The organism is Bradyrhizobium erythrophlei, assembly GCF_900129425.1.
In the GTDB taxonomy this organism is placed as follows: Bacteria; Pseudomonadota; Alphaproteobacteria; order Rhizobiales; family Xanthobacteraceae; genus Bradyrhizobium; species Bradyrhizobium erythrophlei_C.
The window spans coordinates 3480861-3503535 of record NZ_LT670817.1 but is presented as its reverse complement, the minus strand read 5'-3'; the positions used below and the strand labels follow the sequence as shown (position 1 = coordinate 3503535).

The 22675-nt window shown below is 59.0% G+C and carries 27 protein-coding genes and 1 pseudogene; 24 read left to right on the top strand and 4 right to left on the bottom strand.

The window, feature by feature from the left end:
- Window positions 1–443: 443 nt before the first annotated feature.
- On the top strand, window positions 444–665 hold the full coding sequence (locus tag B5527_RS16640; RefSeq protein ID WP_079602484.1) for a hypothetical protein: 222 nt from the start codon (window positions 444–446) through the stop codon (window positions 663–665).
- A gap of 146 nt (window positions 666–811) precedes the next feature.
- Here the strand turns inward: B5527_RS16640 and B5527_RS16635 are convergent, their stop codons facing one another.
- Window positions 812–1786, bottom strand: coding sequence for an ABC transporter substrate-binding protein (locus B5527_RS16635; protein WP_079602483.1), 975 nt, complete (start codon window positions 1784–1786; stop codon window positions 812–814).
- Between the two features lie 842 nt (window positions 1787–2628).
- On the opposite strand from B5527_RS16635, the gene B5527_RS16630 reads away from it, so the two are divergent.
- The 8 genes from B5527_RS16630 to B5527_RS16600 all read left to right on the top strand — a co-directional run bounded on the left by B5527_RS16630 (window position 2629) and on the right by B5527_RS16600 (window position 5460).
- Window positions 2629–3258: a hypothetical protein gene (locus B5527_RS16630; protein ID WP_079602482.1), complete on the top strand. Its 630-nt coding sequence runs from the start codon at window positions 2629–2631 to the stop codon at window positions 3256–3258.
- The gene (locus B5527_RS16625; RefSeq protein WP_079602481.1) at window positions 3258–3530 is read left to right on the top strand and encodes a hypothetical protein; all 273 of its coding nucleotides are present in this window, start codon (window positions 3258–3260) and stop codon (window positions 3528–3530) included. The genes B5527_RS16630 and B5527_RS16625 overlap by 1 nt, the downstream gene beginning before the upstream one ends.
- Window positions 3530–4174, top strand: coding sequence for a hypothetical protein (locus tag B5527_RS16620; RefSeq protein ID WP_079602480.1), 645 nt, complete (start codon window positions 3530–3532; stop codon window positions 4172–4174). Before B5527_RS16625 ends, B5527_RS16620 begins: the two co-directional genes overlap by 1 nt.
- A 29-nt stretch (window positions 4175–4203) precedes the next feature.
- Window positions 4204–4425: a hypothetical protein gene (locus B5527_RS16615; protein ID WP_079602479.1), complete on the top strand. Its 222-nt coding sequence runs from the start codon at window positions 4204–4206 to the stop codon at window positions 4423–4425.
- Entirely contained in the window at window positions 4418–4651 is a 234-nt protein-coding gene (locus B5527_RS16610; protein WP_079602478.1) for a hypothetical protein, read from the top strand. The genes B5527_RS16615 and B5527_RS16610 overlap by 8 nt, the downstream gene beginning before the upstream one ends.
- Entirely contained in the window at window positions 4624–4797 is a 174-nt protein-coding gene (locus B5527_RS44005) for a hypothetical protein (RefSeq protein ID WP_154072295.1), read from the top strand. Before B5527_RS16610 ends, B5527_RS44005 begins: the two co-directional genes overlap by 28 nt.
- Window positions 4798–4983: 186 nt before the next feature.
- Complete coding sequence (locus B5527_RS16605) at window positions 4984–5169, top strand: hypothetical protein (RefSeq protein WP_079602477.1); 186 nt, start codon at window positions 4984–4986, stop codon at window positions 5167–5169.
- A gap of 93 nt (window positions 5170–5262) precedes the next feature.
- On the top strand, window positions 5263–5460 hold the full coding sequence (locus B5527_RS16600; RefSeq protein WP_079602476.1) for a hypothetical protein: 198 nt from the start codon (window positions 5263–5265) through the stop codon (window positions 5458–5460).
- Window positions 5461–5546: 86 nt separating this feature from the next.
- On the opposite strand, the gene B5527_RS16595 is transcribed toward B5527_RS16600, so the two are convergent.
- Window positions 5547–5930 (bottom strand): NUDIX hydrolase, encoded by a 384-nt coding sequence (locus B5527_RS16595; RefSeq protein WP_079607329.1) that lies wholly within the window; start codon window positions 5928–5930, stop codon window positions 5547–5549.
- Window positions 5931–7063: 1133 nt separating this feature from the next.
- Between B5527_RS16595 and B5527_RS16585 the strand changes: the two genes are divergently transcribed.
- The gene (locus B5527_RS16585; RefSeq protein WP_079602475.1) at window positions 7064–8773 is read left to right on the top strand and encodes a Na/Pi cotransporter family protein; all 1710 of its coding nucleotides are present in this window, start codon (window positions 7064–7066) and stop codon (window positions 8771–8773) included.
- 130 nt (window positions 8774–8903) lie between these two features.
- Here B5527_RS16585 and B5527_RS16580 read toward each other — a convergent pair whose 3' ends face one another.
- Window positions 8904–9335, bottom strand: a complete 432-nt coding sequence (locus B5527_RS16580; protein ID WP_079602474.1) for a hypothetical protein — start codon at window positions 9333–9335, stop codon at window positions 8904–8906.
- Window positions 9336–9446: 111 nt separating this feature from the next.
- On the opposite strand from B5527_RS16580, the gene B5527_RS16575 reads away from it, so the two are divergent.
- The 10 genes from B5527_RS16575 to B5527_RS16535 all read left to right on the top strand — a co-directional run bounded on the left by B5527_RS16575 (window position 9447) and on the right by B5527_RS16535 (window position 17916).
- Window positions 9447–9926, top strand: coding sequence for a hypothetical protein (locus B5527_RS16575; protein ID WP_079602473.1), 480 nt, complete (start codon window positions 9447–9449; stop codon window positions 9924–9926).
- Window positions 9919–10332 (top strand): hypothetical protein, encoded by a 414-nt coding sequence (locus B5527_RS16570; protein WP_154072294.1) that lies wholly within the window; start codon window positions 9919–9921, stop codon window positions 10330–10332. Before B5527_RS16575 ends, B5527_RS16570 begins: the two co-directional genes overlap by 8 nt.
- Window positions 10333–10435: 103 nt before the next feature.
- Window positions 10436–11257 carry a hypothetical protein gene (locus B5527_RS16565; RefSeq protein WP_079602471.1) on the top strand — a complete coding sequence of 274 codons (822 nt, stop codon included), beginning with the start codon at window positions 10436–10438 and terminating at the stop codon, window positions 11255–11257.
- Between the two features lie 52 nt (window positions 11258–11309).
- On the top strand, window positions 11310–11471 hold the full coding sequence (locus B5527_RS44000; RefSeq protein WP_154072293.1) for a hypothetical protein: 162 nt from the start codon (window positions 11310–11312) through the stop codon (window positions 11469–11471).
- The gene (locus B5527_RS16560) at window positions 11468–11857 is read left to right on the top strand and encodes a hypothetical protein (protein WP_079602470.1); all 390 of its coding nucleotides are present in this window, start codon (window positions 11468–11470) and stop codon (window positions 11855–11857) included. Before B5527_RS44000 ends, B5527_RS16560 begins: the two co-directional genes overlap by 4 nt.
- A gap of 152 nt (window positions 11858–12009) precedes the next feature.
- Window positions 12010–12201, top strand: coding sequence for a hypothetical protein (locus B5527_RS16555; protein WP_154072292.1), 192 nt, complete (start codon window positions 12010–12012; stop codon window positions 12199–12201).
- 483 nt (window positions 12202–12684) lie between these two features.
- On the top strand, window positions 12685–14283 hold the full coding sequence (locus tag B5527_RS16550; RefSeq protein ID WP_079602468.1) for a hypothetical protein: 1599 nt from the start codon (window positions 12685–12687) through the stop codon (window positions 14281–14283).
- A 14-nt stretch (window positions 14284–14297) separates the two neighbouring features.
- On the top strand, window positions 14298–15257 hold the full coding sequence (locus B5527_RS16545; protein ID WP_154072291.1) for a M28 family peptidase: 960 nt from the start codon (window positions 14298–14300) through the stop codon (window positions 15255–15257).
- Window positions 15258–15295: 38 nt separating this feature from the next.
- Entirely contained in the window at window positions 15296–17434 is a 2139-nt protein-coding gene (locus tag B5527_RS16540) for an ATP-binding protein (protein WP_079602466.1), read from the top strand.
- Window positions 17435–17451: 17 nt separating this feature from the next.
- Window positions 17452–17916: a hypothetical protein gene (locus B5527_RS16535; protein ID WP_079602465.1), complete on the top strand. Its 465-nt coding sequence runs from the start codon at window positions 17452–17454 to the stop codon at window positions 17914–17916.
- A 304-nt stretch (window positions 17917–18220) separates the two neighbouring features.
- Here the strand turns inward: B5527_RS16535 and B5527_RS16530 are convergent.
- Window positions 18221–18429, bottom strand: a pseudogene (locus B5527_RS16530) (PRC-barrel domain-containing protein).
- A gap of 712 nt (window positions 18430–19141) precedes the next feature.
- Here B5527_RS16530 and B5527_RS16525 point away from each other — a divergent pair.
- The 4 genes from B5527_RS16525 to B5527_RS16510 all read left to right on the top strand — a co-directional run bounded on the left by B5527_RS16525 (window position 19142) and on the right by B5527_RS16510 (window position 22535).
- A complete protein-coding gene (locus B5527_RS16525; RefSeq protein WP_154072290.1) occupies window positions 19142–19327 on the top strand; it encodes a hypothetical protein in 186 nt (61 codons plus the stop codon).
- Entirely contained in the window at window positions 19245–20447 is a 1203-nt protein-coding gene (locus tag B5527_RS16520; protein ID WP_425305076.1) for a DUF6895 family protein, read from the top strand. The genes B5527_RS16525 and B5527_RS16520 overlap by 83 nt, the downstream gene beginning before the upstream one ends.
- Before the next feature lie 298 nt (window positions 20448–20745).
- Window positions 20746–22320, top strand: a complete 1575-nt coding sequence (locus B5527_RS16515; RefSeq protein WP_079602462.1) for a UvrD-helicase domain-containing protein — start codon at window positions 20746–20748, stop codon at window positions 22318–22320.
- Complete coding sequence (locus tag B5527_RS16510; RefSeq protein WP_079602461.1) at window positions 22317–22535, top strand: hypothetical protein; 219 nt, start codon at window positions 22317–22319, stop codon at window positions 22533–22535. Before B5527_RS16515 ends, B5527_RS16510 begins: the two co-directional genes overlap by 4 nt.
- Window positions 22536–22675 lie beyond the last annotated feature (140 nt).

Below are 22675 nucleotides of genomic sequence, written 5' to 3'. Positions count from 1 at the left end.
CCCGCTCACGGCACATTATTTCCAATGCTACAAATTGACTGTCCGAATACATTGATTTTCACCAACGTCTGCCCAGCCGAACCTCTTATGACCACCACATGAATGTGACGTGACTCTGACGATTGTCATCACGCGACTTGAAACGTTCGTGATGATCAGGACACCAATTCCGGACGCGGCGAAAGAAATGACCCCTGGCCTTCCAAAAGACCCCACCCTGTTTTGGGACCCATCAGGCTGCGGCGAGCGAAGCCACTCGTGCTTCATAAACGCTGCACCTGACCCGCTGGTGCTCCATTATTTGAAAAAACTGGACGAATTGCATGACGACCGAGGTGCGAGACTCGCGGCAGATCAAGCTTTGGCCCGGTGTCTAGATTCACGCAGTGTACAACCCGGCACTTAGCTTTAGGCCGTAACACCAGAGCGAGGGAGCAAACAGCATGGCAGACAACGCAAACCGTTTCGCGCGCGACCCCCAAGAGCGCATCACCGCAGCGACAGCAATCGGCATGAATGCCTTGAAGCCAATTATGCACTTTCAAGTCTCAATGCTGAGGATGTGGGCCGACAGTATCGAGAGGTTCGCGGGCAATTACGAAAAGGGGTTGGAAGAAACCGCGACCACCGTCGAGGAACAGTCAGACAAGGAACGCGCCGCGTAAATTAACGCGAATGGCGAAGCCCCGCTTTGGGGTCAATCGCGTCGTTTTCGACCGTGGTTCGGCCACTTCCGGTCTGCCCCGAGGAACGGACATAGTCAGACCGCTCCGGCATGTCGGAAAAGTGCCAACAGCGGAAGTAGGCCACCTTATTCGATCACCTCGTCGGCGCGGGCGAGCAATGAGGCAGGTATTTCGAGGCCAAGCGCCTTTGCGGCCTTGAGGTTGATCACCAGATCGAACTTGGTCGGCTGCTCGACTGGCAGATCGGCAGGCTTGGTGCCTTTGAGAATTTTATCGACGTAGTCGCCTGCACGGCGGAGCAGATCGGTTATATCGGCACCGTATGAAACCAAACCGCCATTGGTGGTGAACAGTCGGAAGCCGTAGACCGCGGGCAGACGATGCTCCGCCGCCAGCGCGGTAACTCGTGTGACGTGATTAACGGTCAATGCATCGCCAATAGGAAGAATTGCATCGGCGTGCTGGGCTGCGGCCGAGGCAAAGGCAATGTCGAGTTCCTCCACCGTGGTCGCCTCCAGTACTTGGAAAGTCACGCCCAGCTTCCGGGCAATTTCGGGCAACTCCTCGGTTACGTCCAACCTGTGATCTGCATTGTGCGGGTTGACCACGACCGCAATTTTTGAGGCGGCAGGAACCGTCTCCCGCAGGATTTGTATCCATTTGCTGACGAAATTTCCCGGTACGATGGTTGACAGACCCGTTACGTTGCCGCCGGGACGCGGCAGGCTTTGGACGAGGCCATGCCGCACGGGGTGGCCCACAGCAAAGAAAACAATCGGAATGCTGGCAGTTGCCGATTTCAGGGCTAGGGCTTCCTGCGAGCTCGGGCCAACGAGCACGTCGGGCTTGAGCGCGACAAGCTCGTTCGCTAAAGGCACTACGCGCTCGGCGTGCCCCTCGGCTGACCGGTAATCAACGATCAGGTTCTTCCCTTCGATCCAGCCATGATTGCGCATACTGTCCTGCCACACCTTGTAGTTTGGCAAGTACAGGGGCGCGGTATCAAGATAGCCAACCCGGCGAGGCGGCCCCTGTGCCCACGAACGCCGTGGCGAAACAAGCAGTGCCGCAGTACCCGCTATCAAATCCCGCCGGTCCATTCGATCCTCATCAAGGCTTGAGGACGACTGGCAAAGAGTAACACGTCTCGACGGCAGTCGCACTCAGGTGCGAATGCTGCGACGCCGTGCCGCGCTCGCCTCCAAGAACAAGGAGGCGGCGTAACGAGGCCCCGGAGTGCAGTAGAAGCGGTCTGCACTCAAAGGCTGGGGAAACCCGCAGGACCACGCGAGCAGTGTTACCTGCTCTGCACCTCAAACCGGCCTAGCCACATAGGTGTTGGTCCACGCCTGGCGATGATGGCCACCATGACATGACGTAGGGAAGTTTGCGACCGGGGAGAAATCCGGAAGCTCATAGTTGCCGCGACACAAACGCGGTGGCGAGGCCGGCGCTATCCGGCCATCCAATTCGACTGACCGGTGAAACCGCGAGCGACCGGACGCAGAGTGCGGCCAGCAGCGCACGAACAATCTGCTAGGGCCATTTGCGAGACGAGCCCGGGTCGCGCCGGGCTAGTAGGGGTGCCGCCCCTATGAAGTGAAGCCGGGCGCTCCCGGTGAAAACAGGCCCGGACCTCGGATGAGGTCGCGATGGTGGTAGCGACAGCGAGACACGGTGGAGGCGAAAGCCGGTGAAGCACGCCTCGCCCACCAACAAATCACCCCTCTCAGTGTAGCGCCTGCCTTGCGTCATTCGGGACGCCGCACATGCGGACACTGAGAGGGTTACGGTCGAGACCGCAAGCAATATGGCTGCTGTCCCGGCCACGATGAATATCCCTCCGAAACCTACAGCAACAACCGCTCGAAGCGCGCCAAAAGCCGCGTCAGCGCGATGATGCGCCGCCGGTTTCGTCGCAACACCAAGCAGGAAGACAACAATGGCCAAGACCACGGCTAAGAAGGAATACACCGCGCTCGAAGTCGAGGCGGCGCTCTGCGTCTGGGAATGTCTCAATGAGTGGACACTCGGCACCGAGAAGGACGTCAAGAAGATGCGGAAGAACGCTGTCCCGCACTCCCATGCGGCGATCCGGCTCGAATGGATCGACATGCGCGAGACCTGCGGTTCCGGCGAGATGCGGTCGCAATCGATCGTCCTCGGCCGATGGTGCCTGGAGATCTACGACATCCTGACGAAGCGTGACGAAGACTTCTTCAGTTACTGGTCATACGACTGGGAAGTGATCCCGGCCATGCTCAAGCATGCAGTGTGCAAAGAGGGCAAGGCATCGATGTATCGCTGCGATTACATCTACACCGGCGGTGGGCTGATTGACGCGCACAGCGCCGCCCAGCTGGTAGCGCAGCAGTTCGCCTGGATGCGCTTCGAGGACGATTGCAAGGGCGAGGCCCGAAAGCAGTGGGCCTATGAGGGTCTGGTCACCGACGATGGCGGTGAGCGGATGCGTCAGTCCTTCGAGCTGGGTGAAACGCCGGCCGATTTCGTGAAGTGGCTCGGCGAGAAGTACGACCTGACCCCCGTCGATGTGTGGAATCGAGGCTACTGATGCGCATCATCTCCTTCGAGCAAGCGAAGGCGCAGTACCCGCACCGCTTCACCATGGAACATGTGCCGTCCTGGGCAAGGCTTCGTCCTTGTGACCAGGGCGGCACGGGGACGCGCCACTACGCTCCCACCCATCGCACTGATCGCGAGTGGTACGACAACACGCTGTTTCCTGGCGAAGGCTTCGTCGGGAAGCGGGAGAAGCATTGCTTTGTCGTCCGGCATTTTTTCCCGCTCGGGTTATGGCTGGATCAACCCTACCGGAGGACGTGATGACCTATTCCTGTGTCGACTTCACCGACAACATTCTCAATGCGCTCGGCATCACCGTTCCGGAAGAACACCGGGATAATACGGAACATCAGGCAGATCTGGCGTGCAGCGAGATATGGCGCCTGCAGAAGCGCGACGCCGTCTGCGACAAGCTGGTGTCGATGCTGGATAGCATCCACACGATCATGGATTCCGAGAAGGAAGCCCGCTACCTCATTCCCCATTTCGATGAGATCGGCTGCCTGATCGCAGAAGCCAGGGGAGAATACACGCCTGACGACGATCCGTCCAAGTCGGAAGCCGCCGCGCTCGCCGAAATCGAACGCCTGAAAGGCTTAGAGAACAAGGCGTGGTTGCTTGTAGTCCACAGCGATGAAGAGCTGTCGGACCTGATCGAATGGATCGACGAGCATCCGTCTGACGAGGAAATGAGCGAGGAAGGCATCGTCACCGCAGCCCGGGTCCGGCTCAATGCCTGGCTATTGCGGCTGGCAGGCGCTCAATCCGAGAACTCCTACCCCTGCTTTGCAGCGGTACCCCCTGCTCTCGCCCGGCTACTTGAGATGCTGATCGACGACTGGTCCGAGGTCGAAGGCAGCCACGATGCCGAGTTCAATACCACCCTGATCGAACAGGAAGGCTGACATGGAACGCATGAAAGTGAGCAAGTCAAATGAAGCAGCGTGACCTTACCAACGAGGAGATCGAAGGACTGAAGGCCTTCGCTCAGCACTTCGGCCGAACGTGGAAGGACAAGCTGGCGTTGGACTATTGGATGAACGCAAGGATTTGGGTCGATCAGCAAGGCCGAGAGCACCCGGAGCTGCATCGGCTCCGCAATGATCTAGGCCCCCGCTGGCTGGCGAAATTCAATCTGGGGACGACCAATGCGTGAAGTAGTGACCGGCTTCTGCTCGCCCTGGAGCGTGGATGATGGCGAGAACGATTGCGTGTCCGTCACGATCTACGGTCCAGGCGGTGGCACCCGCTTCAGCGGGATCATGTATCCTATCCAGGCCAGGAAGCTAATGAACCAGCTCGACCTGGCGCTGACCCGCATCAACGATCACCACGCCCGTCTTGAGGAGGCTCAATGCGACTCTACTCCACCCGCGACCTAGCCCAGCTGCTGGCGCAAGCCCTCACGGAGAAGGCCTTCACCATCGATAACGCGAAGACCAACAGCTTTGAGGCAGTCCAGAAGTCCGGGATCGTCTCGCAGCGCTTCACGATCATGGTGGACACCAAAGACGAAGAGCCGGTGTGATGCCGCACCCTTCGGTGATCGTCTACACCACCGACCTGAAGACGTACAATGCGTAACGGAAGCGCGAGCTGTACGGCGAAAAGCTGAACAAGAGCAGGCGTGAACGACGGGCTCGCAAAAGGGCTCAAGGGATCGCCCGCCCAAACTGAACCACCCCCTCAAACATTCCTGATCTGGAGAACGGCCATGGATGCCGATCGCCTCTACGTGTCTCCGAGTGCGGCCGAGAAGGCCGGAAACAAAGCCATCATCGAGAAGCGAGCTGATGGCTTCCGCGTGAAGCCAAGCCGCAAGCGCAATGATGATCGCTCCTGGGACTTCGGCTTCGTCGCCGTCCTAATCCGCGGTGGTCAGACGGTCGGGTTCGCATGATCAGCCAGAGGGCATGCGGCGTCCTCTTGCTCGCAACCATCCCATTTGCCCTGACCCTGCTGCACATGCTGGGCAGATAACCTGGAGAAGAACATGTTCGCCATTGGCGTTCCGCCTCGCCACCGCCTGCCGTTCACGACGGTGGTGGTCGATCAGATCAGCTTTAAGCACACCCACCGGGACCGGGCCGGCTTCACCTGCAAGGAGCAGGTGACGCTCAACATCCACGTTCTCGCGGTCCGCCTCGATGGGCTCCGCAAGCCCAACAACGACAACGATAAGGCCGCCTGACATGGACACTGATCATCCGCTATGCCCCGATAGCGATCAATTCCGCAGCGCAGCGAAATGACGTGATGGGCCAAACCCGAAAATAGTTAGCCTCGCTTGGGGAACAGCTTGTCGCGGATGTAACGAGAGGTCGGTGTTAACCGGATGCCCCGCGGTTTGCGCCACGTCGCCTTGTCTATTTCCTTCTTGTCACCGATCGCGAGATGACCGGAGGCTTTATTAGCGATGAATATAGCATCGTTCATCTTCCGTCCTGATCTGGGGTTCTTGGACTTGACCTCTTTCCAGAGCTTCAACCGCCCCAGTTTGAGCTTTGGAAGCTCCTCCCGGATTTCCCTGCGCAGGCAATCTTTTTCCGTTTCTCGCCCGCGCCTGCGCCCGCCCGGGAACATCCATAACCGGTCCCGCCTTCTTCTCACCAACAAGACCCGCCCGCGCTTTGTCGCAACAAGCTTTGATGACTTTGCCATTGCTGTAACGCCCCGCCCCAAGACAGGGTCATTTGTACTTTCTCCTTGAGGCCATAAATGGGCCTTATCTGACTGGCGGACGCTTGCTGTCAGCATCATAGCTTTTTGCCGGACTTTTTTCTTAGCCTTCAGCACATCCGCCTGACCGCGATAAGCCCTCGCCATGTTTAGGAAGCGTTCGGCAATTTCGGCGTCTGAGACAGCCCGCGCCATGCGCTCGGCCTTGTCGGCCTGCTTCCGGAAGAATTTGGATTCTTTCACCATTGGTCACCTAATGCATGTGCATCCGGGATATATTAAAGGGCGACCCAAACGCCAAGTCCGAAACGAGCATCACAACCGAAGTGCTTCTAAAACGGAATTTAATGACGTCGGCGGATTGCGAACCCACACCACAATAGGGCCTCTCCGGCACTTTCTCTGCGGTTGTGTTTTTTAGAGCTTTCCTCCATGAATTACCGTGAACTTGCGGCGGCGATCAGGCGGCGTTTCAGTTGGCAGCGCTGGCGCATCGGCAAGCGCCGCGTCCACAAGCTGCGCAACTGTCCAGGCGCGGGCGGCAACACTGAGCGCCCTCTCAGGCGTCGTCCACTGGGCCTCATGAACGCTGCAGAAGTTGTAGTGGGCAACGTATAGCGGGACCGCCGAGACGTGGTTGTCTAGCTTCTTTGAGAATGCCGTTCGTCAGGCGAGTGAACCGGCGCCCCGCTCAACGTAGCTGGTCGAAACGTATTGATCCGGCTCGTCTGATACTAGCCGGAACGCATTTGGGGAACGTTTATTCTGACGCGCCAAGAGGAAGCGGACAGATCAAGCGGATTACCGCTATGAAGGCGTTTCTGAAGACCGAATGAAAGAGGCCGCCAAGTGAGGCGGCCAATAAAAAGCCCCGCTCGGTGTCGGGGGATAATCGCGCCGGGCAGGGCTAAGTCATTTGTCATAGTAGGACGCGCGACCAGGGGCCGCACAATCGGAAATCTAGCACAAATTCTCTTGGCCGAATAGCGAGAGCGGCACGGTTCCGAACCCAAGTTCAAAACAGGCCACCGCGAAATTCAGCACTGGAACTGACCATCTAACGGCGCTATTTACCAAAGGGCCGGCACCTGCATCGACACGAGGCGTGCAGCTCAATGGGAAGCATTGTTCTTCTTGACTTGATGGGCGGTGTTGCCTTGCTCCTGTGGGGCCTGCACATGGTCCGTAGCGGGATCATGCGCGCGTTCGGCTCCGAATTGCGGCAGGTGCTGGGCAGGGCGCTGCGGAACCGATTTCTGGCGCTGCTGGCCGGGATCGGCGTTACTGCGCTCCTACAGAGCAGCACGGCGACCGGCCTGCTGATGACGTCCTTCGCTGCGCGTGGCCTCATCGATCTTGTCCCGGCTCTGGCCGTCATGCTCGGCGCCAACATCGGCACAACATTAATCGTGCAAGCCCTCTCGTTCGACATCTCGGCGGTCGCACCCGTCCTGTTTTTGGTGGGCCTGTTGGCATTCAACTTCGGCGGCCGCAGGCTGGCCCGCGACCTAGGCCGCGTGGCGATCGGCCTTGGCCTTATGCTGCTGTCTCTCCATATTCTGTTGGATACGCTCGCCCCAGCCGAGAATGCTCCAGGTGTACGAGCGCTTCTTGCCACGATCACAGGCGCGCCCGTTTTGTGCGTCCTGATCGCCGCTGCGCTCACCTGGGCGGCCCATTCCAGCGCTGCGGTGGTGTTGCTCGTCATGTCGCTCGCCTATTCGCAGTTCGTGAGTCCGGTCGCGGCCCTCGCGCTCGTCCTCGGCGCTAATCTTGGCAGCGCGATCAATCCACTGCTGGAAGGTGGCAGTTCTGCTAACCCGGCAAGCCGTCGCCTGCCGATCGGGAACCTGATCAATCGCGCTGCCGGCGTCGCGTTTGTCTTGCCCTTCATTCAGCCGATCGCAGACCTCTTTGCGCGACTTGATCCCAATGGCGCCCGGATGGCCGCCGATTTCCACATGGCCTTCAACGTGGTCCTGGCGCTGGCCTTCGTCTTCCTGTTGGACGGCCTTGCATCCCTGTTGACGCGGCTGCTGCCCGACCCGCCAAAGGCGGCCGATCCATCCGCACCCCTCTACCTGGATGAGACGGCGATCCACATGCCGTCCGTGGCGCTAGCCTGCGCCGCCCGCGAGACACTGCACATGGGTGATGTCGTCGAGCGCATGCTGCGACAGGCGATGACGGCACTGATGAGCAACGACCGCAAGCTCGTGGCCGAAGTCTCGCGCATGGACAACATCGTCGATAGATTGGACGAAGCGATAAAACTCTACGTCACCAAAGTGACTCGCGAAAGCCTTGATGATCGGGATGGCCAACGCGCCATGGAGATAATCGCTTTCGCCATCAACCTCGAACATATAGGCGACATCATCGACAAGAATTTGATGGAGTTGGCCAGCAAGAAGATCAAGCACAAATACGAGTTCTCGAAGGAGGGAGCGACGGAACTCGCGATGTTTCACCAGCGCATTATTGAGAACCTGAAACTTGCCTTTAGTGTTTTCATCAACGAGGACGTGCGTATCGCTCGCTCGCTGATCGCGGAAAAGACTCAGCTGCGTGTCGCCGAACTCGGCTACGCGGAAAGCCATTTGGCCCGGCTGCGTGACGCGCGGCCCGAAAGCATAGAGACGAGTTCCCTCCATCTCGATGTTTTGCGCGATCTCAAACGTATCCACTCGCACATCTGCTCAGTCGCATATCCCGCACTTGAGGCTGCGGGCGAGCTACATCCGAACCGGTTGAAAGACAGCGATGTTGGCACCGGGCAGGATACGGCCTCTGACTTGTTGCCACTTCCACCTCGATCGTCCTGATCATCTGCCCACTAGACGGCCGGTTAGCACATGAATGTCTGGTTGGGTCATTCGCGACCGGGTCGGGCCAGCAGCAAGTCCGGCCATGTCCCCTATGCGCCGAAAGCGGAGGTCAAGATATCGGCTCCGATCAGGAAGCCCGGATCGCGTCCTCGATCTTCTTCTTCCTGACTGCCCTCACCTTCTCCAGCATCTCACCATGCGAGAGGATGGGGACACCGCTCTTGTCCGAGGCGAGGCGTATGGCTTGCACCGCGAAATCCGGCGTAACGTCGAACCAGTCGCCGGTCAGCCTGCGCTTCGCCTTGTCGAAGAAGCCAGCCACCTCACTGAAGATGCGGTTGGCGAAGAGTTCCCCGGCAGTCCATACGATGTGGTGGAGCTGCAACTCGTTCCAGTAGCCAAGCTGGATCACCTTGATCCGTCTGAACGGCTCATGTGAGCAAGCCAGGCGCAGCGGGCGACCGCCGCTCGGCCCGACCGCATAGACGGCGTCGAACTGCAGCTCGGCAAAGATGGTCTTCTCCGGCTTCGACGAAAGCCAGGGCAGGCCGCACACCATTTCAGATTTCCCCATGGGGGCAGGCACATATCACGATCTTTGCTTGAATGCAAATTTTGTCTTGCAGTTCGAGCAAATGCAAATTATTCCCTTGACCAAGGAGAGCATCACATGCCCGACAGACTTTCACACAAGGCCCTCGGCATCACTGAGGGTGAGTACCTCGCAGCGATCGAGGTCCGAGAACTGTTCGCCAACAACAAGCTGGCCTTCGACGACGGCGACAGTCCGAAGCAGCAGAACGGCTTCAACATGAACGTCATCGTCGACCAGGATGAGTGCGGCACCACCTGCTGCATCGGCGGCTGGATGTTCCTGATCATGACCCGCGACCGCACCACGACTTCCACAAAGGCATCGCATTACGTCCAGCAGGAGCGCAGCCGGCCGCTCTACCCGCTGTTCTTTCCCTTCACCGACGTCAACCGGTGCGACCTTCACGACGATAACGGCCAGGCCTGGGATTTCCCCTACGAACTGATCCCGCCGGCCTATGCGATGGCCGCGATCGACAACTTCCTGCAGACCGGCGATCCCGATTGGCCGAGCGTCTGCGGTCTGCGCAACCTTGAGGTCCGCGAAGATGCTTGATTTCAGCAAGCCGATGCAGACCCGCGAGGGTCGCCCTGTCCGCCTGATCGGCAAGGGGTTCTACAATGGGGACTGCGGTCCCCTGCTCTTCGCAGTCTCGTTCGATGGCATCGAGCGTCTCGGCTATCGCGAGGAAGATGGCCGGTATCCCAAGTCGTTCCGAGGCAACGACGAGGAATCGCCCTGGGACATCATCAACTCGCCGACGCCCGACAGCATGGTGATCGTGCTGCTTCGAAGCGGCATGGCGACCATCTCGCGAGTGCCTCGCGGCGTGGTCGTGAAGCTGATGGACTATGACGTCCATCCGGAAGACGAGAACCTGATCGAGGACGAGGAAGGCAAGCTCTGCGACGTGTCCTTCCACGGAACCTTCGGCCCTTATTCTGTCTGGCCGTTTGCTTGAAGGCAAACGGACAGCAAACCAACACCCCCGTTGTAACCCGCGCGCCGCCCCTCAACGGGGGTGGGATTTAACTCGGCACGCAACCACAAAAGGAGAGAACTACATGGATCCGACGATGGGACAGACCGGCGGAGTGGTAATCGAAGCCGGTGCATCCGCGTATCTTGGCGGTGCCGCTGAGATGCTGGCGACTCAGGGCGAGGTTGCGACCTCGGCCGAGGCAGTCGCCGCGGCTGACACGATGCTGTCGATCGAGCAACCCCCGGCCGTTCCCGCGACCAACTATCCGGTTGGCGCGGTCGACTTCAACAAGGCGATCGAGGTGTTCGATCGGCACGATGACTCGGTCGTTCACACGAACGCTCGCGTCCTGGCCGTGCTCGATGGGAACGCCTATCCGGTCGTGGTCGTCTCGACCAACACGGACGGCGACGAGCTTGTCACACAGTTCGACACGGACGGCGACGACTTCGACGGCGATCTGCGGGTGGCGAACGCCCAGACCGGCGATCTGACCCGCTTTCTGGTGATCTACAGGTCGGGACGCGACTTCGGCGTCTACGATGACCTATTCGCCAGCGAGGACGCTGCCATCGAGCAGCACGGCGACGACAATGACTTCCACGCGATCGTCCCGATCACGATCCCTGCTCAGGCGCAAGTGATCGACCACGTCTCCGAGTCTGAAGAGGAAGACGAGATCACCGAGACCGTGGCCGAGGCACTGCCGGAGGGTGCGGTCACCGTAAACGGCCGGGTCGTGAAGCCCGGCGACAAGGTCCGCGCTTACCGCCGGAACTACGGCGAGCGCCAGGTCAACGTGCTGAAGACCCGCACGACCAAGCCCTGGAAGGCCCTGCTCGTGCAGGCGGATGACGGTACCGCTCCCTATTGGGCGCTGAACAGCAACATCCGCTTCTACTGACAACCACGGCCCGCTCTCTACGGAGGGCGGGCCTTTCCTTCACGAGGCACCCATGACGAAGCCAGCCCAGCGCGCCATCGGCGCAGCATTCCGCTTCCTGTTGGAGAGCCATACCTGGAAGCGTCACCCCGAACCATTCTCCAAGTCGCGACGTGGCCGGATGCGGCGCAGCGAACGGCTGTTCGTCGTAACCAGCAAGCGAGCATTCGCGTGAAATACGATAGCACGGCAAACCGCACTTGGCGGCCCGGATGGACCGAGGCCGAGCTGAACGTCCTGCGCAACAACCGGACGCTATCGGTCAAGAAGCTGCTGCCGCTGCTTCCTGGCCGGACTGAGAAGGCCGTCCACCACAAGCGGCTGAAGGCAAAGTTGCGCAAGTGCTGGCTCTACAACGAGCTGGAAGTGCTGCGCACCAACACGGACAAGTCATCTGCCGAGCTGGTCCCGCTGCTTCCGGGCCGGGCTCGGAAGGTGATCACCATGAAGCGTAAGGAGCTGGGCTGGCCCTACCAGAGTCCGCCGAAAACTCCGAAGGGCAAGTACACCAAGCACATTCAACCGAAACCACCGGTCAGCGATCGCTTCTGGGCGCGCTGATCGCATCACCAAGGATCTAACCAGGCAACCACGAACCCGCAAATTTCCCCGTCGAACTGACGAGGTCCCGCTGATCGACGAAACGACAGCGATGGAAGAAATGATCGTCGCGGCTCAGCTCCGCGAGCAGATCAGGATGTTTGGGGTCGACCGTGTCCGAGGACTCTGAAGATCAAGTCGAGAAGCCTGTGCTCTACGCCAGGCTTAATGACGATACGCTCCGCGCCAAATGGCCAGGCAAACGCTGGCACGGCCGGTACAAGGACATCTACGAGGTGTGCGATGCGGCCCATGCTGACGGGCTCGCATCGTTCATCATCGATTACGTTGATAAGGAGGACTGAAAAATTAAGCCGTCTGGAAGCTCACAGTCGGTGACTGACAATAGCTACAAAAACTCTAGGAACGAGCTGCCTTGAACCATCACACCCACAGATCTGCGGGGAACAACAATAAAAATAAAGGCGTCAGAAATGATTGTTCTCAACTGCTGCGGGGTCATTACCTGGCTCCGCATGTTCAACTCTCGCGACAGACCTGGCTCAATTGTGAGCTAACGCTCCGCGGGACATTTCATTTCAACGAGAGAGTACATATGATCGTTCTCAATTGCTGCGGAACCGTCATCTGGTTCCGACTTTTCAATTCGCGCGATAGACCTAACCCAACGGGCTTTACCTTTGCCCGCTCGTTTGCTTGAATGCAAATGCCTCAATCGAGACACATAAGGAAGGGCCGGCACGCGCTGGCCCTTTCTATGTGCCACGTAGCACACGTGCGTCTGTGCGTTTGCTTGAATGCTAATCGATGCAAAACTGGAGAACTGAATGTCCTTCTTCCTAGTGCGTCTTCAGCCGGACGATGCCGGCCAAATGGTCGACGTGCCGATCCCAGATTACGGCCCCTACGACAAGGGTAGCGAGGCCGCGAAGGTAGCCAAGACGCTGAGCGACCAGCTTGGCTACAAGGTTCAGCCTCGCCGCATGAGTCAGGCCGGTGACTGGCGCGAGCGTCAGGCCACGAGACTGACCGATGGCACACTCATCAAGCTGCCCGCCGCCTGGGATCTTCCGCCGATCAAGGATCACTTCGCTCACCTCGATCCGGTCAAGCGTCCCGGCATGATCTGCTTCACCGAAAACGATGAGCTGGGCGTCATCGACCGTGTCACGGTTCTCACGCCCGGCCGCTACATCGGCCGGTTCTATGAGACCGAAGAGAAGATGGACGATGCGCGGCGGCGCAAGCTGATCGCCCTGGTCGACCCGTCCGGCGAGCTGCTCTACGCCAGGACGCCAGAGGAAATCACGAAGGTCTACATGGAAGGACCGTCGTCCTGCATGGACGGCTCGCACGCCTGTGAGTTCGAGAAGCTGCCCTGCTGGCCGACTGCGGTCTATGGCGCTGGAGATCTGGTGCTGGCCTACACGGTCAACAACAAGGGCCGCATCCAGTCGCGCTGCCTGATCTGGCCGGAGAAGAAACTCTATGGCCGCATCTACGGCGACGTCCAGCGCATGCAGAAGCAGCTGGAAGACGAGGGATACACCACCGAGCGCGAACGTCACGACGCTGACGGCAACGGAGCACACTTGGTCGGCGCTCGCCTGATGAAGGTGCTCTACAGCGACGGCAGGTACACCGTGCTGCCCTACTTCGACGACATCGGTCTCGTCGTCGATGGCGGTGACGTCTGGATCAGCGTCGAAGAGACGCCGGCCGGGAGTTCGGAGACCCACCCTGACTTCGCCTACAGCGGCTCGACGGTGGGATATTCCCACATCAACAGCTGGTGTCCGAAGTTGCTGGGGTACTACGAGAAGTACACCTTCCAGTTCGTCAAGGGCGCCAATGAACGCTGGAGCCGTCGAGCGGTCGACTCCTATGCGTTCAACTGTCGAGAGACTGGCGAAGTCTGGACGATGGAGCATCGCGTCCGTCTGCACGACGGCGACTCCGTTTGCCAGGAGTGGTTCGACGCTAATGGCGCGGTCTGTGAGGGCAGCGGCCTTAACGTCCGCAAGAAGGACCTGGTCGAGTACGAGGGCAAGCGCGTCAGCCGCAGCTACAAGGCTCAGCAGGAGCGGCGGAAGGCAAATGAGGACTACGACTGGTACGGACGCGCGGTCGATAAGCGTGCCATGCGTGAGGAGTTCGACAGCTTCGCTCGCATGATGATGCAGGTCCGTCCTCGCGACTTGGAGCTTCGCGCTCGCGAGTTTGAGCAAGCCTGGATCGACGAACGCATCCCGGTGCAGCAGCCCGTCAACGTCAACGTCAGCGTCACCACGCACAACCACAACATCCCGCTACGGGACATGGTGGTGATGCAGCCCGAGATGCTGCTCAACCCCATCGACCCTGAGCCCCACTACGAGAACGTCCGGAGCGTTGATGGCTCCGTGCGTCGTCTCCGTGTCGCCTAACAGAAAGCACAACAATGTCTGACATCGCTACCATCTCTGCAATGCTCTCGTTCCGGCGGCCGGCTGGCTCGAAGACGGAGGCTGCGTTCATCGAACGCTTCCTCACTCCACTCGGGGTCAAGAAGGACAAGTTCGGCAACCACATCCTTGTCGTCGGAGACGAGAACCCGTCGATCCTGTGGTCGTCGCACACCGACAGTGTCCACACCAAGCACGGCCACCAGAAGGTGGAGTTCGACGGCAAGTTCATCCGCCTGCCGGCGAAGTCCAGGTCCAACTGCCTTGGCGCTGACTGCGCTGCCGGCGTGTGGATCATGATGGAAATGATCCAGGCCAAGGTGCCGGGTCTCTACGTGTTCCATGCTGCCGAAGAGATCGGCTGCATCGGGTCGCGCGGGATCGCAACCAAGCAGCCGGACTTCCTCGCCAACATCAAGGCGGCCATCGCCTTCGATCGCAGGGGAACAAGCTCGGTCATCACCCATCAGGGATCGCGCTGCTGCTCGGATGCGTTCGGCAATTCCATGGCTGCCCAGCTCCCGGAGCGCTTCAAGCTTGATCCGACCGGCGTCCTGACCGACACCAAGATATACATGAAGATCGTGCCGGAATGCTCGAACATCTCGGTCGGCTACTACCACGAGCACCAGCCGGAAGAGAAGCTCGACGTCGATCATCTGATCGAGCTGCGTGACCACATGGTCAAGATCGATGCCTCGAAGTTCGTCATCGAGCGCGATCCGAAGCTGATGCCTCCGGCGCCGAAGAAGACCGGCCTCGGCCAGCTCAGCTTCCTGCAGAGCAAGCGCGAGCCGCGCGACACGTACGACCTGGTCTACTGGCATCCCCGGAAGATCGTGAAGCTGCTGGAAGCCGGCGGCATCAACTTCGAACAGCTGCGCTTCTACATCGACCAGAGCGACGACTCCTCCTTCGAGTTCGAGGGCGAAGACCAAAGCCCGCTCGTCGCCTGAACCAACCCCATCAGCATCTCTAAAGGAAAGATCATCCAATGAAGCTTGGAATGCAGGAGCACGTCGACGTTGCCGCTGGCGTGCAGGACGAAGTTGCCATCTCGTTCGAGGCGAATGCAGTCGCCTTCTACGCCCAGATTTCGGGTCTCGCGAAGGACAAGATCGGATATCCGATCCGCGAGCTGTCGACCAATGCCTGGGACGCTTCGAAGGGCAACTTCGAAGTCTATCTCCCGACCGGTCTCAACCCGGTGTTCCGGGTCCGCGACTATGGTCCGGGCATGTCCGGCGAGGACATGAAAAACGTCTATGCCCGCCTCTACGCCTCGACCAAGCGTTCGACCAACGATCAGGTAGGTGGCTGGGGTCTCGGCTCCAAGAGCCCGTTCGCCTATCTCATTGGCGCTGACGGCGCCGGTTCTTACAACGTGACGTCCTATCACGGCGGCATGATGCGGACCTACGTGCTGTCGCTGTCTGCCGGCGGCGCTCCGATGATGCGGCTGCTCGCCGAGATGCCCTCCGATGAACCGACCGGCATCGACGTGTCGTTCCCGGTTCGCCGCGAGGATATCCGGGCCTTCAACACCCGCGCTTCGGGCATCCTGTGGTCGTTCAATCCGCGGCCGAAGATCACCCCGGAGATGGAATGGACGGTGCCGACGATCAAGTCGTCCGGCGAAGGCTGGACCAGCTACAAGTCCAACGACGTTCCGTTCTATGGCCCGCACGTCCGGATGGGCTGCGTGATGTATCCGTTCGACCTGCGCCAGATCGAGTCAACTGGCTTCCTGGTCGACAGCGACACGGTGCTATTCGATGCGCCGATCGGCTCGCTCAAGGTCACACTGTCCCGCGAAGAGCTGGCCTATGACGAGAACACCAAGACCACGCTGAAGAACCTGGTCGCCACCTACGAGCAGAGCTTCATCTCTCAGGTCCGCGCGAAGGTCGATGCTGCCGAGACGCTGTTCCAGGCGGTGCAGGTGTTCGAGGACGAGACGGAGCAACTCGGTCACAGCCGCGCCCATGCGCTGTACAACGTGATCACCTGGCATGGTCATCGTCTGACGGCCACCTTCAACAAGGTCGATTTCAAGACCTGCATGCTCGGCGAGGGCTGGAAGACCTTCGACAAGTTCGAGGACATGTCAGTCCGCCAGCGCTGGGCTGTCGACGCGACCGTCGCCATCGAGCACAACCCGAGCTATTCGCTCGGCCGCTTCGACATGGCCGGCCTGATCGGCAAGAAGGTCCTGTGGATCCGCTGCAAGCGCATCAACAGGGATGCCGTCCTTGCTGCCCTCGGTAATCCCGAGGTCGTCGATCTCGATACCTTCAAGGTGCCGGTCGAGAAGCGGGTTAGCAAGACGATCCGCAAGCGCAGGACCATGGTCGTGTCGCGTCGTGGCGTCACTCGCCTCACCCAGGACGTTGACATGGCTGACGGCGGCTACTTCGTCGAGAGTGCAGCGTCTGATGGCTGGCGTCGTCGCGGCAGCGACTTTGTCCGCATCGAAGCGAACCGTGGAGCAATCTCCGGCTACGACTTCGACGGCGTGGTCGAGACCTGCGTCGAGATGGGCATCCTCGAGCATGGCCAGGTCATCCTGATCAAGGCTGCCGATCAGGAACTCGGAGACAACTGGACGTTCCTCGGTGAGGACGTGATCGCAGCGCTGAAGGCCAAGGTCGATGTGACTCAGTTCACTGGTCTGCACCAGAAGAACATGAACCATCTCGATCGCAACCTGAAGAACTTCTCCGAAGCGCCACACTATCCGAAGGCTCCGGAGGACATCAAGCAGTTCCGCTCTGAGCTGAACGTGCTTGTCGGTCAGTTGAGTTCTACCGTCCAGAACACGACGGAGAGCGACAAGGCCTACGCCGTTCTGCAGAAGCTCGGCGTCAGCGTCGAGAAGCCGCAGATCGCCTGCCCGATCAACACGATCCAGAACAAGTACAACGCCCTCTGCATGACCTACCCGCTGCTGGGTCTGATCCTGAAGACGGGTGGCTACTACGGCCTCGATCGCGAGTCCAAGGCGCAGCTGAAGCACTACTTCGAACTGCTCGTCGAGGCTTCGGATGAAGCTCCGCAGGTCGCCGGCATGGCAGAGGCGGAGGAAGAGGAAGAAGACGAACTCGCCCTGGATGACCTGGACGAGGCTGCCTGAGACCACCGGAGACCGTCATGATCCCGAGCATCATCACAGACACTTCGATCACCTTCATCGCCAGGGGCCGTCCGTGGGTCCTGGCCGGTGATCACCCGAAATTCACGCAGGTGAAGGATCTGCTTCAGTCAGGCAGCGCCGAGGCTGACCAGCTCGTTCAGCTCTCTGACGTTCGGGTGGCAGTCGAAGCTGCCACGGAAGGGGCTGCAGTCCTCAGCGAGGAAGGCCTGTTTCTCAACGGAGAGAAACTGTCCGAGGCGTGGGAGCACAAGGCTCATGCGGCTCCGGACTCCATCAAAGTCCTGCTCGTGAACCCAGGTGACCGGGTTCGCGTCCAGGGCGACGAAGACGCGCCGGACGGCATCTACACGGTCGGCGAAGTCGACAATGCCGACTGTGACAAGCGCGTCTACGTCGAGAGCGACGAGGACTATTTCGGCTTCGTTGCCAACACCTCAATCAAAGATATCCTACGGGACTGACCATGGCCCGCGATCCGAAATTCGATGTCCTGATCGAGCAGGCGAAACAGTAGTGGGAAGGCCGCCGTCTGGCCTGACGCTTGGACAAATGGAAATGGAACCGGAACATTTTCCAGCCTGAGTGGTTTACTGGCGGGGCTTCGCAAGATGCGAGGCATTCATGAGCCCTCTCTCGCCGAGCGACGTGTTCCTTACGGTCGCGATCATGAGCGTCACTTTCCTGACCGAGGTCGGCCTTTTCATCTTGATTGGAATGTTTTGAAAGGCGCGCGCGATGTGGGCAACACGCAGCCGATGCGAAGGTCTAGTTCTCCGTGAGCTTGATGGTTGAGACGGCCATCTTCCATCATGGCCCTCGATGGAAATCCGAAGTCCGTGCAATTCATCGAGCCAAACGTTCTCGACCGTGCCTGCCTTTCCGTCGGTAAGCACGACGACTTTGCCGATCAATTCGGATTGCATCGCACCGTACTCATTCAAAATTTTTGACGCACGGCGCATCACCGATGGCATTGCTCGTCCATGTTCGGCCCAACCGTATGTCCTGTCCAACGCGGCTCAACGGCGACACGTGTCCCAACGCTCAGCCGCCCTCCTGCCGGAAGCTGGCGGCGGAAGTAACCTAACCGGCGATGACTACAAACAGTTTTTAAGCCTGGCACAATGGGTCATATCCGCGCGGCATCTGTCAGCTATGTGGCGAGCGCTTCGCGACCGCCAACCGGAGCGGTGCTGGCTGCTGGGAATTACGCGGCAAAATGTCTCAGGATGACTATCGCTCGGTAACCAGTAGTCGCGCTCCAGCTCATCAAAGTGTTGCCGTGAACTAGAACGCTCCCAGATGCACCACACGAGAGCCCCGCGCTCAGCCTCTTCGGCCCACTGCGCGCCCATAACAGGCAGGCAGTGAAATCACCTTCAGACTAGCGCCGTTGCAGCCGCCATCCAGTCTGAAGCGCAGTCGCGACATCAGCTTTCCTGGAAGGGACCGCAGGGGCACTCACGACCCATCGGAGACATCGTGCACCTGAGTTTCGTCACGAAGGAATGGCCGCACGAACCAGAAACGGCTCGAGCGAAAGCCTACTCCAGTTGCTCTAAAGTATGATTTGGATTAAGATTTATATTGCTCGGTTGGGTCGCGGAGGGCTCAGACGGCCTTTTTTTCCCGCTGCTTCGAACGCCAACCGCCTCGGCCGAGACCATCATCCGAGAGGAGGTAAAAATGGCCGAAGAGGACCGCGAAATTCAAAAAATGCTCAGTGACAGTGGCGTGTTGAAAGAGCTTATGAGTCTTGATGGCGTCATGCGCATTTCCGAGCGGCTGAATGACATCCGGGGAGGCCTCTCTTGGTGGGTCTTCCGCAAAAAGGACAAGGACGGCGGGACCTACACTATTTTCGGCAGCTGAGCCTGTGACTGATCCATCGGACGATTTGCCGTTCTTCCGGTTGGTCCGAGACGGATTGAACGGCGGTGTGACAGGTGCTGGCGCGCGAGATAAGTTCCTCTGCGAGTCGGCTATTATTGCTCGCGCGCTGCACCTGCTCGGTTCAAGGCAGGACAGTCGGCTTGATGCCGTTGTCGCCCTCCTCGAAAAACAGCTGAATAGCTCACATCAAATATCATTGGCTGACAACTCGCTAAGGATCGCGGAATTACTGTATCCGTATGCAGCTCTTTCCAACTACATAGAACGCATCCAGTTTTACGAAATATGGCTAGATGAATTCGCGCGAGTGAGGCGGCTTATTCCCGACCGGCCAAAGTTTCTCGACTGTGAAGACAAATTCATTCTTTACATGGCAGGCCGCAGTAAGTTGCCAACTCTTACGAGTGATTCTTGGCCCTCCTTTTACAAGAGGGCGTACGATTTTAACGTTGAGCAGTGCTACGTGCTCACTCACCGGTACATTTATTCTACGGACTTTGGCCAGCACGCCGCGGCAGCTAGCTGGATTGCCCCGGCATTGCTCATAATTGTCGGTAAGTCCGCGTTATGGGGGAATTTCGATCTCTTCTTCGAGTCTGCGTTCTGCGCCCTCTCAACAAACCTTGATCCGCATGAGATCCTCCTGATCGATAGCCTATCGAAAATGTTTATGCCGCAGCTGATGAGCATGCTGAAGCAAGACGACGTACAAGATGTTTATCATGAGCTCTTTGTTTATAGCCTTTTCAAAATGCAGAGGGACAGAGTCGTCCTTTCTGGAACGATAAGCAATCCAAGTCGAGGAAAGATATTAACTAACTTCGTTGTGTCTTTGGGTTCAAAGTCGCCGGACAAGATTGTCCAGTGCCTTCATGCGATACAATCTGTATGCCCTCGCGCCTTCTACAACGAAGTGTGCATTGAAAAACTGAGTTGGCTCGCAGCAACGGCGGGGATCAAGACCTTGTTCGAGAACGAAATTAGGAGTTCCGGGAGGGAACTAGAACCGGGCGTCTATGACGAATATCGGCAACTTGTGAACGTTGAGTTAGAGAAGCTTCGAAGCTTGCCGGCTCCCGATCCTTTGTTGCAGCGCTAAGGTCGATGCTACTACTCACCTCCACTACTCGCGGCAACTCCCCCGCGCGTCAGGTCGATTGTCCGCTTTCCATAAAACTTGAGCGATTAGGCGCGATGTCTGCTGGCACTTTTCGGACATCGCGCAATGTCCGACTTGAGTCCGTAATGCGCACCAAAGCGGAGTTCACCAACGCCATTGATTTACGAGTTCACGCCCTTGCACGCGGAACAGGCGTATTTGCATTTTTCCAGCCTTTTGTTTGCTTGAATGCAAACGCACTGCTAGTCCTGATCCATCCCAATTCGAAAGGTGATCCATGTTCGTCCCATCGCCGCAACAGGCGGCGTTCATCGAAGAAGCAAAGTCCGGAACCAGCTCCATCGTCCTGGTGGCGGTGGCCGGCGCCGGCAAGACCACCACGATCCTGCAGGCCGTGCAGAAGATGCGCGGTTCCTCGATCATCCTGGCCTTCAACAAGAAGATCGCCGAGGAGATCAAGAGCAAGCTGCAGAAGGCCGGCGTCGACTGGAAGAAGGCCGAAGCCTCTACCGTCCACGCGATCGGCCTGCGGAACTACCGCAAGACCTTTCCGAACGTCCGCGTCGTGCAGGACAAGGTGGCCAACATCACCAGCTCCTGGATCGAGTCCGGTCGCATCGGCCCCGAGCTGCAGCCGCACACCGCGGTGATCTGCCAGCTGGTCTCGCTCGCCAAGCAGAATGGCGTCGGCATCATCGGTCAGGGCCATATCGACGATACCTCGATCTGGGATGACATCGTCGAGCACTTCGACCTGTTCGATGACGAGCAGACCGCGAAGAAGGCCGACGACATCGTCGACATGGCGATCGAGGTCCTGAAGGAGTCCAACAAGGAGTCTGTGATCATCGACTTCGATGACATGATCTACCTTCCCCTGCTCTACCAGATCAGGTTCTTCACCTACGACAACGTCATCATCGACGAGGCGCAGGACACCAACACGATCCGTCGTTTACTGGCCGCGTGCCTGATGAAGCACAATGCCCGCCTGTTCGCGGTCGGTGATCCCCACCAGGCGATCTACGGCTTCACTGGCGCCGACAACGACAGCCTCGACATCATCAAGGACACCTTCAAAGCGAAGGAAATGCCGCTGACGGTGACCTATCGGTGCCCGAAGAACGTGGTGAAGTTTGCCCAGAACTGGGTCAGCCACATCCAGGCGCACGAGTCCGCTCCGGCCGGCACCATCTCGCTGGAGACATTCGAGCAGATGATGCAGAACCGGGAGAAGCTAAACGCTGATGCGGCAATCCTGTGCCGCAACACCCGGCCGCTGGTGACCGCAGCCTTCCGTCTGATCAGGGAGAAGATCCCCTGCCGGATCGAGGGGCGCGATATCGGCGAGGCGCTGAAGAAGCTGGCGACCCGTTGGAAGTCCTGCCAGACCACGGCCGATCTCGAAGAGAAGCTCGAAGAGTGGGTCGAGCGCGAGAAGGAGAAGTGGCTGCCGCGCAAGAAGATGGCCAAGGTCCAGGAGGCTGAGGACAAGTTCGAGACGCTGAAGGTCATCATGGACGCTTGCCGTGAGGACAAGCAGGACACAGTCCAAGCGGTGGTAGCCTACATCGACAACATCTTCGCCGACAACGTCGCCGGCATCCTGACGCTCTCAACCATCCACAAGTCCAAGGGCCGTGAATGGAAGCGGGTGTACTGGCTCGACCGGTTCAACACCTGCCCGTCGAAGTACGCCACCCTCGATTGGGAGAAGGAGCAGGAGTCCAACCTCTGCTACGTCGCAGCGACCCGATCGATGGGCGAGCTGATCGAGCTGTTCCCGCCGATGCCGAAGGTCCAGCCGGTCAACGACAACAACAAGCAGCAGCCGGCGGAGAAGGCGGCGTGAAGAAGCACTATCCGTTCGGGCGGGCTCCGGCCGGCACGGATGTCCTGTGGCGCTGCGAGGCCAAGCGCTACTCCTACTGCATCGATCCCGATGCAGACCGATATGGCGTCACCGATCCCAGGATTGAGATCACCTGGTGGCGCGTCGATCGGCGGACACCGAAGGGCGCTTGGGCTGCCGGCAGGTTCGTCCTGCTGACAGCCATCAAGCAGTGAACCTGCAACACCGAGGAGGAGGCCATCGCCTCCTTCGTCGCCCGCAAGCGGAAGCAGATCCGCATCCTATCAACCCAACTGAAGCGCGCCGAAGCGGAACTCGCGTTGGTCGAGCACGACCAGGTGTTTGCATGAATACA